The sequence below is a fragment of the Carnobacterium sp. genome, assembly GCF_049673005.1.
In the GTDB taxonomy this organism is placed as follows: Bacteria; Bacillota; Bacilli; order Lactobacillales; family Carnobacteriaceae; genus Carnobacterium_A.
Genome location: NZ_JBATXB010000088.1, coordinates 39009 through 52088, shown reverse-complemented (window position 1 = coordinate 52088; position 13080 = coordinate 39009). Strand labels below are relative to the sequence as shown.

At 34.4% G+C, this 13080-nt stretch carries 11 protein-coding genes; all 11 read right to left on the bottom strand.

The window, feature by feature from the left end; genetic code table 11:
* Positions 1–93 precede the first annotated feature (93 nt).
* The gene (gene dnaB / locus WBF61_RS06840; protein WP_424255088.1) at positions 94–1479 is read right to left on the bottom strand and encodes a replicative DNA helicase; all 1386 of its coding nucleotides are present in this window, start codon (positions 1477–1479) and stop codon (positions 94–96) included.
* A 181-nt stretch (positions 1480–1660) separates the two neighbouring features.
* On the bottom strand, positions 1661–2113 hold the full coding sequence (rplI, locus tag WBF61_RS06835) for a 50S ribosomal protein L9 (protein WP_424255086.1): 453 nt from the start codon (positions 2111–2113) through the stop codon (positions 1661–1663).
* A 2-nt stretch (positions 2114–2115) separates the two neighbouring features.
* Positions 2116–4113 carry a DHH family phosphoesterase gene (locus tag WBF61_RS06830; RefSeq protein WP_424255084.1) on the bottom strand — a complete coding sequence of 666 codons (1998 nt, stop codon included), beginning with the start codon at positions 4111–4113 and terminating at the stop codon, positions 2116–2118.
* A 188-nt stretch (positions 4114–4301) separates the two neighbouring features.
* Positions 4302–4538, bottom strand: coding sequence for a 30S ribosomal protein S18 (gene rpsR, locus WBF61_RS06825; RefSeq protein ID WP_424255082.1), 237 nt, complete (start codon positions 4536–4538; stop codon positions 4302–4304).
* 34 nt (positions 4539–4572) lie between these two features.
* Complete coding sequence (gene ssb / locus WBF61_RS06820; protein WP_424255080.1) at positions 4573–5100, bottom strand: single-stranded DNA-binding protein; 528 nt, start codon at positions 5098–5100, stop codon at positions 4573–4575.
* Positions 5101–5147: 47 nt separating this feature from the next.
* Complete coding sequence (rpsF, locus tag WBF61_RS06815) at positions 5148–5447, bottom strand: 30S ribosomal protein S6 (protein ID WP_424255079.1); 300 nt, start codon at positions 5445–5447, stop codon at positions 5148–5150.
* A gap of 286 nt (positions 5448–5733) precedes the next feature.
* Entirely contained in the window at positions 5734–8295 is a 2562-nt protein-coding gene (gyrA, locus tag WBF61_RS06810) for a DNA gyrase subunit A (protein ID WP_424255077.1), read from the bottom strand.
* A 20-nt stretch (positions 8296–8315) separates the two neighbouring features.
* Positions 8316–10259, bottom strand: coding sequence for a DNA topoisomerase (ATP-hydrolyzing) subunit B (gene gyrB, locus WBF61_RS06805; RefSeq protein ID WP_424255075.1), 1944 nt, complete (start codon positions 10257–10259; stop codon positions 8316–8318).
* Positions 10256–11377, bottom strand: a complete 1122-nt coding sequence (recF, locus tag WBF61_RS06800; RefSeq protein ID WP_424255073.1) for a DNA replication/repair protein RecF — start codon at positions 11375–11377, stop codon at positions 10256–10258. The genes gyrB and recF overlap by 4 nt, the downstream gene beginning before the upstream one ends.
* On the bottom strand, positions 11377–11628 hold the full coding sequence (yaaA, locus tag WBF61_RS06795) for a S4 domain-containing protein YaaA (protein ID WP_424255071.1): 252 nt from the start codon (positions 11626–11628) through the stop codon (positions 11377–11379). The genes recF and yaaA overlap by 1 nt, the downstream gene beginning before the upstream one ends.
* 264 nt (positions 11629–11892) lie before the next feature.
* Positions 11893–13035, bottom strand: a complete 1143-nt coding sequence (gene dnaN, locus WBF61_RS06790; RefSeq protein ID WP_424255069.1) for a DNA polymerase III subunit beta — start codon at positions 13033–13035, stop codon at positions 11893–11895.
* Between the last annotated feature and the right edge of the window lie 45 nt (positions 13036–13080).

Below are 13080 nucleotides of genomic sequence, written 5' to 3'. Positions count from 1 at the left end.
AACTAAAGTTTATTTAACTGAAAACCGATTAATAAATTTGTTTCCAATAAAAAATAAAGTTAAAAACGAACGTTCTCGTTTTTAACTTTATTTTTATCTTTGAGGAATATCTTCTGGAAAATAGGATAGTGATGAAAATTTATTGTATTCCTTAATAAACAATAATTTAACTGTTCCGCGTGCACCACTTCTATTTTTTTCAATGATAACTTCTATAATATTTTCTTGTCCAGCCATATCTGAGTCTTCGTCTTCATCGCCTTCTTCTCGATCATAATAATCATCTCGATAAAGAAAAGCAACAATATCAGCATCTTGCTCAATAGAACCAGATTCCCGAATATCACTTAGTACTGGTCGTTTATCCTGTCTCTGCTCCACCCCACGTGATAATTGAGATAATGCCATAACAGGTACGTCTAGTTCTTTAGCTAATTTTTTTAATTGTCGTGAAATTTCAGAAACTTCTTGTTGACGACTTTCTTTTCCAGTTCCTTCAATTAACTGTAAATAATCTATTAAAATTAATCCTAACTCGCCTTTTTCTTGTTTCAAACGGCGACATTTAGCTCTAATTTCAGCAACTCTAATTCCAGGTGTATCATCTATATAAATACTTGCTTTTGATAAACTACCCATCGCTACAATTAAATTTTGCCATTCCTCTTCAGAAAGATTACCCGTACGTAAATTACTAGCATCGATGCTTCCTTCCGCACAAAGCATACGGTTTACGAGCGACTCTGCTCCCATCTCTAAACTAAAAATAGCCACTGTTTTATCTGTCTTTGTTCCGACATTTTGCGCAATATTTAGAGCAAAGGCCGTTTTACCAACCGCAGGTCTAGCAGCTAGAATAATCAGTTCTTCTTTTTGGAGTCCAGCTGTCATTTTATCTAAAGCTTTATAGCCTGTTGGCAAACCTGTAATTTCTTCATCATTTTGATACAATTCATCAATTCGTGCAATAGAAGTATTCAGCACTTCTGATATAGACAAAAAACCGCTCCTGCTACGCTTCTCAGAAACTTCTAGTATACTTCGCTCAGCCTCATCTAAAATTGACGCAAGCTCGTCTCCTTCGTCATATCCCTTTGCAACAATTTCTGTGGCTGTTCGAATTAAATTTCTTAAAATAGATTTTTGTTCAACAATTTTAGCGTAATGCTCCATATTTGCAGCCGTTGGAACAATCATTGCTAAATCAGCTAAGTAAGCCATCCCACCAACATCTTCTAGCTGATTTTTAGACTCCAATGCATTCGTAATGGTTACAATATCAATAGCTTCATTGTTATTATTTAAATCCAACATTACTTGAAAAATAAGTTGGTGTCCCCGTCTGTAAAAATCTTTTGATTCTATAAATTCTAATGCCCCTACGACTGTATCCGGATCTAAGAAAACAGAGCCTAATACAGCTTGTTCAGCTTCGATACTCTGAGGTGGTAAGCGGTCCTGAAAAGCTTCATTTGCCAATTTTAATCTTCCTTTCAACAGCACTACTTCTTATCTTACTTTTTATGGATTATTTTCTTATTTTACCTTAGTACTACAATAAATACAATCAAAAAAAGCGAACAAACGTTCTATTTTGTGCATTCTATTAAAAAATGTTTAATCAGTATTGTCTCTGATTAAACATTTTTAGTATAATTTATTATTCTGGTAATACGTTTACTGTTAGAGTTGCAACTACTTCAGGATGAACTTTAACATCTACCTTCATAGAAGTAACTGTACGTATTGGTACATTTAATTCTATTTTACGTTTATCTAATTTTATACCCAATTGTTTCTGAGCTGCTGCAGAAATTTGTTTAGTTGTAATTGATCCGAATAACCGTCCATCTTCAGCTGCTTTAGATTTGATTACTAACGCATTCGATTCTTGTTCTAATAATTCTTTTACTTTTTGCGCTTCTTGTTTAATTTCTTCTTGTTGTTTTTCTTCAGCATGTATTTTTCCTTTTAGTTCACTCAAACTACCTGTAGTTGCTTCTTTAGCTAAACCATTTTTAATTAAGAAGTTATGTGCATATCCATCTGCTACGTTTTTAACTTCACCTTTTTTACCTTTACCTTTTACATCTTCTAATAAAATAACTTTCATATTTATTCCTCCTCATCTTGGTTGGCTACTACCATACATAATTTTTCTTTTGCTTGTAGAACTGTACAATTTTCTATTTGAGTGGCTGCGTTAGATAAATGACCACCACCACCGAGTTTTTCCATAATAATTTGAACGTTGATTTCACCCAAACTTCGTGCGCTAATACCCACTTTTCCGTCTAGTCGCTTCGTTATAACAAAGGCTGCATCAACACCAGTCATACCTAACATAGTATCTGCTGTTTGCGCAGCTACTACTGTATCATAACTCTTATCTTCTTCGCCAACAACTACTGCCATTTTTTCACTAATAAATTCAATTGTTTTAATCAAATGACTACGAAGCAAATAGGTATCTTTATCTTCTTTTAATAACCGCTGAATTAAAACAGCATCCGCTCCACAAGACCTTAAATAACTAGCCGCATCAAATGTACGTGAACCTGTTCGCAAAGAAAAACTTTTAGTATCGACTATAATACCGCCTAACATAGCCGTCGCTTCAATTTTATTAATCGAATCCGCTTCATTTGGTTGGTATTCAAACAATTCTGTTACTAGCTCAGCTGTTGAAGAAGCATAAGGTTCGATGTACACTAGGACTGGTTTTTCTGGAAACTCTTCACTTCTTCGATGATGATCAATAACCACAATATTATTAATGTGATTAACCAATTTAGGTGCTATTGACAATGATGGTCGATGATGATCTACCATGACCAATAAGGTGTTAGAAGTAACCATTTCTTCAGCCGTTTGAGGTGTAATAATATATCGACTAATAGAGTTATCTTTTTCTACTTCTTCAACCAGTTGAGTAATGTCCTTACTTAAGTTATCTGGATCTATTATAATCCATGCTTCCTTATTATTCATTTCAGCAATTCTTCGCACGCCTAGAGCAGAACCTATAGCATCCATATCCGGATAGCTATGACCCATAATGAAAATTTGATCAGCTTGCTTCATTAATTCTTGCAAGGCTTGACTAATTATCCTAGAGCGAACACGCGTTCTCTTCTCCATTGGATTTGTCTTTCCACCATAATAACGAGGCTCACCACTAGATGATTTAACAACAACTTGGTCTCCACCTCTTCCTAGTGCTAGGTCAAGATTAATTTGTGCTTGCTTAGCTAGTAGACTTAAATCATTGTTGTCATATGCTAATCCAATACTTAATGTTAATGGGAAATTTTGCTTAGATGTTCTTTCTCGAATGCGATCAATAATAGCAAATTTATCTTCTTCTATTTTCTCTAACGACCACTGATGCATCACTACAATAAATCGATCTTCTGTTACTCTTTTTAAATAAATATGATGTTCTTTCGCCCAATTAGATAGTTCTGTCGTAACAAAATTATTTAAATTAGAAATACTTCGATCATTCATTCCTTGAACAATTTCATCGTGATTATCGACAAAGATATTTCCAATAACTATTTTTTCATCAGCATACTTAACTTTAATTTGTGCATATTCAGTAATGTCCATCAAATACACTACACGGATATCTTCCTGAACGATAATTTGATAAACATTATCTCCCCAGTGAACTGTTCTCAAACCGGATGATTGACTACTTTGAATTACATCCGCTAGTTCTCTGTCTATCTCATTAATTTTTTTACCTAATACTTCTTGATGCCCGAAATAACTTTGAAGATAAGGATTTGTCCATTGTACTTCATAATCTTCATTAAATAATAAAATACCGATCGGCATTTTGATAAGCGCTTCTTGTTCTCCTCTTTTAATTCGGTAAGATAAATCAGTAATATATTTATGCGTTTCTATACTGATTCTTTTAGCCAAATAATACAAAGAGAGAACCGTAATGATAAAAGCAACTAACAAAACTGTTCCGACCATGAAATGAACAAAAAAACCTAATATGATTGTAACTAGTTGCAATATACCAATAACAACAGCAAACCATTTAAATTTAGCATCATTCAAAAAATTCGGGAGTTTTTCTATAGATAACTTTTTCATAATTAACTCCTTTTTAATCTGTCCCTTTATTTAAGCAACAACTTATATTTTACCATGTTTTCTATTCGGATACTAGGCACTAGATTTCTCGAAATTGTTTCATGTGAAACAATTTCGAGAAATTTAGTAATTAAATAATTTGAATAAAAAAAAGAACCATGATATCATCACGATTCCTTCTAACTCTATTATTCAGCTGTGACGAATGGTAATAATCCCATGATACGTGCACGTTTGATTGCAATTGTTATTTTACGTTGGTTTTTAGCTGAAGTGCCACTAACACGACGAGGTAAAATCTTACCTCTTTCAGAGATAAATCGTTTTAATAAATCTAAATCTTTAAAATCGATATTTTCAATGTGGTTAGCTGCAATATAATCAACTTTACGGCGCTTACGTCCGCCTCTACGTTGGATAGCCATTTTTTCTATTCCTCCCTTATGTTTCTAATTTAAATTAGAACGGTAAATCATCATCTGAAATATCTATTGGTTGGCTACTCTTCTCAAATGGATCAGAGTTTCCAAAATCAGGATATTGTGAATTTTGATTTTGAGGAGCTGATTTTTGCGAATAATTATTCTGTGTTTGATTAGCTGAACTTTGTTGATATGTTTTCGATGTGTTATCAGTATCATCTGAACCACGACGTTGGTCGTTAGCAGATTTAGATTCTAACATTGAAAAATTCTCAACGACTACTTCAGTAACATAAACACGCTGTCCTTGCTGGTTATCGTAAGAACGTGTTTGAATACGTCCTTCCACACCAATCAACGATCCCTTACGAGTAAAGTTAGCCAATGTTTCAGCTGTCTTTCTCCAAGCTACACAGTTAATGAAATCTGCTTCTCTTTCACCTTTTTGGTTTGTAAACTGTCTATTTACCGCTACAGTAAACGATGCGACAGCTGCACCATTTGAAGTGTATCTCAAATCCGCATCTTTAGTTAATCTTCCAACTAAAACAACATTATTAATCACAATAATAGCTCCTTTCAAAAATTGTTTCACATGAAACAACCATAAATTTAAGCTTCTACTTTAATAGTCATATGACGTAAAATATCATCATTGATTTTAGATAGACGATCGAATTCATTGATTGCTACTGCGTCTGTTGCTGATAGTTTTACGATATGATAAATTCCTTCGTGGAATTTTTTAATTTCGTAAGCTAAACGGCGTTTAGACCAGTCTTTAGATTCAGTGATTTCAGCACCATTATCTTTTAAAATAGTATCGAAACGTTCGATCAAAGCAGCTTTATCAGCTTCTTCAATGTTTGGACGAATAATGTATAAAATTTCGTAGTTTGTTACTTGGTTCATCTTGACTGTCACCTCCTTATGGACTTTGGCTCATTCATTTGAAAGAGCAAGGAGAGCATCTATATATAGATTACTCACGTCTAGTAAATATATCATATTAACTAATAAACATCAATACTTTTATTTAAAATAACTTTATTACTATTTAATTTATACCTTTTATTGTGTTGTTTTAGAGTTAATCTGTTAAAAAAAGCCTGTTCACCTATTGCGAGTACCCTTTTACACTATTAAAACAGAAAAAGAGACTTTAAACGGCTATTTATCGTTTAAAGTCTCTTTTTTATTATTCTTGAGTACTATCTTCTTCGTCCAATAAGGATTGTTCTGAAATAGAAGTTTCTTCGTTAGGCGATGCTTGTTGACTATCCGTTGCAATAGTCGTTAGGTCATTCGCTTCTTCTTCAACATCTATCTCTTCTGCATCTACTTTTGCCATAGTTGATACGGCACCATTATCTCCTACACGTATTAAGCGTACACCTAATGTAACTCGTCCAGTTTGAGAAATACTAGAGGCACTAAAGCGGATAATAACACCTGCATTAGTAATTAGCATGATGTCCTCTTCACCCTTGACCGTTGTTAAACCAGCTAAGTTCCCGTTCTTGTCGGTAATATTAGCAGTCTTAACTCCTTTACCTCCACGGCCTTTAACAGCATATTCACTTGCATTTGTACGTTTCCCGTACCCTTTTTCAGTAATGATTAACACCTCTGATTCAGGTGTTAACAGATCCATCCCAACAACATAGTCATCTTCACGCAAACGGATACCACGAACACCACTTGCACTTCTCCCCATATTACGCACGGCAGTTTCTTCAAAACTTACTGCATAACCTAAATGAGTTCCGATGATAATATTTTGTTTTCCGTCAGTAATTGAAACTTTCATTAGCTCATCGTCTTCACGCAATACAATTGCTCTGATTCCGTTGCTTCGAATATTTAAAAAGGCGGATATACTTGTACGTTTAACAGTTCCCTGACGCGTAGTAAAGAAAAGATAGTGTGCATCATCTGCTTTATTTTTTAAATTAATAACCGTTTGGATTTTTTCATCAGAATCTATTCCTAATAGGTTAATAACCGGAATACCTTTAGCCGTACGTCCATATTCCGGAATTTCGTATCCTTTAGAACGATAAACTTTTCCACTATTCGTGAAGAACAGCAATGTATCATGAGTTGAACAAGAAACAAGCGTTTCAATAAAATCATCATCATGAACGCCCATTCCTTGAACACCACGCCCACCACGTCTTTGAGTTTTAAACTCCGAACTAGCAATTCTTTTAACGTAGCCGTTATGAGTTAATGTAATAACAACTTCTTCTTCTTCAATTAAATCTTCATCTTCAAGACTTAACACTTCTCCAACTAGTAATTCGGTACGACGCTCATCACCAAATCGATCTTGTAAATCCAAAAGTTCTGTTTCAATAATAGTATGAACTCGTTCTGGGTTACTTAAAATGTCAGTTAAATCAGCAATTAATTCTATCAAATCATTGTATTCAGACTCTATTTTCTCACGTTCTAAACCTGTCAAACGAACCATACGCATATCTAAAATAGCTTGGGATTGTTTCTCCGATAAACCATATGTTTCGATTAACGTATTTTTAGCAATTTCACCAGTTTTAGATCCACGAATAATCCGTATAATCTCATCTATATGATCTAATGCAATACGCAAACCTTCAAGAATATGAGCGCGTGCTTCTGCTTTTTTCTTGTCATAGGCTGTTCTTCTGCGAATAATATTTTCTTGATGCTTTAAATATTCTTCTAAAATTTCTTTAAGACTCAGCACTTTAGGAATTCCATTAACAATAGCCAACATATTAAAGCCAAATGATGTTTGTAAAGAAGATAATTTGTATAAATTATTTAAAACAACACTTGCACTCATATCGCGACGGATATCGATAACCACACGCATACCATCACGGTCTGATTCATCCGCTAAGTCGGTTATTCCTTCAATACGTTTATCTCTAGCCAAATCTGCAATACGTTCTACTAAGCGTGCTTTATTTACCATATATGGCAACTCATGAACAATAATTCTTTCTCTACCCGTTTTAGTAATTTCAATTTCTACTTTAGCACGAATTGTAATTGAACCTCGACCTGTTTCATAAGCTTTCCTAATACCTGATTTACCCATAACCAATCCACCTGTTGGAAAATCTGGACCTGGTAAAGCTTCCATCAATTCTGCAGTTGTTGCATCTGGATCCTTCATCAAAATATGCAGCGCAGAAATAACTTCAGTCAAATTATGTGGCGGAATATTTGTTGCCATTCCAACCGCGATTCCTGTTCCTCCGTTAACTAGAAGGTTAGGAAAACGAGCTGGCAAAACTTCTGGCTCTCTCTCTGATCCATCATAGTTATCTCGATAATCTACTGTATCCTTATTTAAATCACGCAACATTTCTAAAGCCATACGAGTCATTCGTGCTTCGGTATAACGCATCGCTGCGGCGCCATCTCCATCTACTGATCCAAAGTTCCCATGTCCATCCACTAAAGGATAACGGTAACTAAAATCTTGTGCCATACGTACCATTGATTCATAAATAGCACTGTCCCCATGAGGATGGTACTTACCCATAACATCTCCAACAATACGCGCTGATTTTTTATGAGCTTTGTCAGGTGTTACGCCTAATTCGCTCATTCCGTAAAGTATTCTACGGTGAACCGGTTTTAAACCGTCACGTACATCAGGTAATGCCCGTGCTACAATAACGCTCATTGCGTAATCAAGGAATGATGTCCGCATTTCATGGCTTAAATTTTTATGTTCAATATTTTCTTTAAATTCTTCGGCCATTCTTTATTATCCTCCCTCGTTTAAATATCTAAGTTTTGAACATAACGGGCATTATCTTCAATAAATTTGCGACGAGGTTCTACTCTGTCACCCATAAGCATATCCATTACTTGATCAGCTTCAATTGCATCTTCAACAGTTATTTGAAGTAAACGTCTGTTTTCAGGATTCATTGTTGTTTCCCACAATTGTTCAGCATCCATTTCTCCTAGTCCTTTATAACGTTGAATAACAGGTTTTGGAGCAAGAGGCCATTCCTTTAATAAATTATCCAATTCTTCTTCAGAATCAAGGTAAACCATTTTTTTACCTTGTTTTACTTGATACAAAGGAGGTTGCGCAATATAAACAAATCCAGCTTCTACGACTGGACGCATATAACGGTAAAAAAGAGTTAATAGCAGTGTGCGAATGTGTGCGCCATCAACGTCAGCATCGGTCATGATGACCAATTTATGGTAACGAGCTTTAGATAAATCAAAATCTCCACCAAATCCTGTTCCCATAGCTGTGAAGAGTGCACGTATTTCTTCGTTTCCTAATATACGGTCTAATGTAGCTTTTTCAACGTTTAAAATTTTACCACGTATAGGTAGAATTGCTTGAAATAAGCGTGAACGTCCCTGTTTAGCTGAACCTCCGGCAGAATCTCCCTCAACAATAAATATTTCACTGATTTCAGGATTTTTACTAGAGCAATCTGCTAATTTACCGGGTAAATTGCTAATTTCTAAACCACTTTTTTTACGCGTTACTTCACGAGCTCGTTTAGCTGCTAGACGTGCTCTCGAAGCTAAAAGACCTTTTTCAACTATTTTTCTTGCTGTTTGAGGATTTTCCATTAAAAATTTATCAAAATGCGCAGAAAAAAGACGATCAGTAATCGTTCTGGCTTCAGAATTTCCTAATTTAGTTTTTGTTTGTCCTTCAAATTGTGGATCTGGATGTTTGATAGAAACTACAGCTGTTAACCCCTCACGCACATCTTCTCCGGTCAAATTATCTTCATTCTCTTTTATTAATTTATTGCGTTTTGCGTAATCATTAATGACACGTGTCAAGGCTGTCTTAAAACCAGACTCATGTGTTCCACCTTCATAAGTATGAATATTATTAGCAAACGTTAGTAGATTAGAGTGGTATCCATCTGTATATTGTAACGCCACTTCAACTGAAATACCTTGTTGCTCGCCTTCTAAGAAAATTGGCTCTTCAAATAAAACATTTTTATTCTTATTCAGAAATCCAACGTAACTCTTAATTCCACCTTGGTAGTGATATTCTTGTCTTTGAGGTTTTTCGTGTCTCTTATCCTCAATAGTAATTTTTAATCCACGATTTAAGAAGGCTAATTCACGAACACGAACAGATAATCTATCGTAATCGTAGACAATTGTTTCTTTGAAAATTTCAGTATCTGGTAAGAAATGTACCGTTGTTCCATGACGATCTGTGTCTCCAATGATTTCAACATCATTCAAAACAGCTCCTCTAGAGTAGCCTTGGAAATAGATTTTCCCGTTCTTGTGTACTCTTACCTCTAAACTTGAAGATAGAGCATTTACAACAGAACCACCAACACCATGTAATCCACCAGAAACTTTGTAGCCTCCGCCACCAAATTTTCCTCCTGCGTGAAGAATTGTAAAAACTGTTTCAAGTGCTGGACGACCTGTTTTCTTTTGAATATCTACAGGAATTCCACGTCCATTATCACTAACACTAATGCTGTTATCTTCTTCAACAATGACATTGATTTCATCTGCAAAACCAGCTAAAGCTTCATCAATTGAGTTATCTACGATTTCCCAGACTAAGTGGTGTAAACCTTCTCCACTAGTTGATCCAATATACATACCTGGTCTTTTACGGACGGCCTCTAAACCTTCTAATACTTGAATTTGACTTGCATCATAATCTTGAGCAATATCATTTTTACTTCTAATTTCTTCAGACAAACTCATTCACTCTCCATTTCTACATGACCATTCTCGATACGGAAGACTTTGGGAGCTTCCAACATTTCTTTTTTTACTCCGTCTAAACTAGTTGTCGTTAAAAAAGTTTGAACTTTATTTTGAATCGCCTTTAATAAGTGTGTTTGGCGTTCATCATCCAATTCAGACAGGACATCATCCAATAATAAAAGGGGATATTCGCCCGTCATTTCCTTCATCAAATCAATTTCTGCTAACTTAATACTTAAAGCTGTTGTTCTTTGTTGGCCTTGTGAACCATACGTTTGTACATACCGTCCATTAACCTTAAACTTCAAATCATCTCTATGAGGACCAAAAAGAGTGATCCCTTGATCTAATTCTCGTTTTTGCCCCTCTTTATATGTTTGAAGTAAATCTAAGTAAATTTGCTTTTTATCTTGCGTATTAGAAAGCGTATATGCACAGCTGTAATCAATTTCCAATCGTTCTTTCTGTTTAGAAATCTCGTAATGAATAGGTGCAGCCCAATTCCCTAGTTTTGTTATAAACAAAAACCGTTCAAATAAAATAGCTGCACCGTGTTCTGCTAGCTGTTCTGTTAAAACATCTAAAAACGTAATATCTTGTTTTTTTTGAAAGGCTAATTGTTTTAGATAGTGGTTTCGTTGCTTCAATATCCGTTGATATTGGACTAAATGGTGCAAATAAATAGGGCTCATTTGCCCCATTTCCATATCTATGAATTTTCTTCGAACAGAGGGCGAACCTTTAACTAAAGAAAGATCTTCCGGAGCAAAAAGAATCACATTTAAATTACCAATATAAGCACTTAATTTTTTTTGTTCCAAATGATTAAATTTAGCTTTTTTCCCTTTTGTAGAAATCAGAATTTCTAGCGGAAAGTTAGAGTTCTTTTTTTGAATTCTTCCACTTACCCGTGCGTTATCTTGCTCCCATCGAATCAATTCTTTATCATTTACTGTTCGATGACTTCTTGCCATAGCCAATACATAGATAGCTTCCATTAAACTCGTTTTACCTTGTGCATTCTCTCCTAAAAAAACATTGATTCCTTGAGAAAAATTAACCTGTGCACTTTCATAATTACGATAATTCAATAGTTGAATATCTTTTAGAAACATTAATTTTCATCCTTAGTCGATTGTTTTGCTGAATTAACAGATTGAACAAAAAATGTCCCCTCATCCGGAATTTCTACAACCGTACCTGGATAAAGTTTTTTACCTCTGCGGTTTTCTAATTCGTTATCTACTAAAATTGTGTGTTCGGCTAAATATCCTTTTGCCATTCCACCACTACTGATAACATTTGCATGTTTTAAAAATTGTCCCAAAGTAATGAATTCACTATTAATCGTAATATTTTTTTTCATAAAATCACCTGCTCTCATCAAAATAAGCGTGGAGTATAAAAACCACGCAAGTCGCACTTCTTTATTAGTATTATTATAACTCTTTTTCAGGAAGAATACAATGTCTATTAGAATTTAGATATGGTTCTTTACGTTTTAATAGCTAAATACAAAAAGACCTTAAACGTGCGAAAGTTGCTTAAAAGTGAAAAAAAACCTGTTTTTGAACAATTCAATAAAAAGCTGCTTTTCTGAATTCTCAGAAAAGCAGCTTTTCACTAATTATTAAAATGTTCGGACAGGTGTAATGAGTTGAATAAAAGTTTGATCATTCTCACTCGGTACTAAGATAAACGGCCGAACAGGTGAAGTAAATTTAATTTTAATTGTTGTTTGACCAAATGTTCTTAGTGCGTCTTTCATATAATCTGGATTAAAGGACAATTCAATAGGATCGCCACTAACAGAAAGATACTCTAATTCTTCTTTAACATTTCCTATATCAGGAGAATTGCCTGAAATTTCAACTAAGTCTGGGTTAATTGTAATTTTAACAACATTATTTTTTCCTTCATGAGACAACAAAGATGCTCTTTCAATAGCTCCCAATAATACATTTGCATTAAATTCGATTTCTGTCGCAGATGTTTCGGGAATTAAACGTTTCGTGTCTGGATAATATCCTTCAAGTAATCGAGAATAGAAAAACATATTTTCTGTTTTAAATAACACTTGATTTTCAGTAATCATTAATTCAATTGTATCAGAATTATCATCTAACGTACGAGATAATTCGACTAAACTTTTTCCAGGAATAATGACATTGTATTTCTTACCTGCTTGTTCTTCTGTCATTTCTAGCGGAATGATGCGTTGACTTAGTCGATGACTATCTGTAGCAACGGCTAAAATTTGGCTATTTTCAATAACCATATTGACTCCTGTTAAAATAGGTCTGCTTTCATGAGTTGAAATAGCAATAACAGTTTGCCCTATTACTTGCTTGAATAAACCAACTGGTAAAATAAATGATTCATTTGTATCAATTACTGGCAAATGAGGATAGTTGTTCGCATCTAAACCATTAATAGTAAAAGAAGCAGTTGCTGAAGTAATCAAGGTTTGAAAATGATCAAGAACCTCTATTTCCATAGTTTCCTCTGGTAATTTTTTAACGATTTCACTGAAAAAACGTGCTTGTAATACAATACTTCCTGTTTTTTCAATAATTAAAGTATTGCTTTCATCTGATACTGGAATAAATGTTTCGATAGAGATATCAGAATCACTACCAGTCAACGTAAGTCCTTCTTCGTTAGCAACAATTTTTATTCCTGTCAAAATAGGGATAGTTGTTCTTGAAGAAATAGCACGCTGAACATCCGCCATACTTTTTAAAAATGCACTTCTTTTAATTGTAAATTTCATTGAGTAAACCTCCAAAATTATAGTTAATTAATTTAATAAGATCTT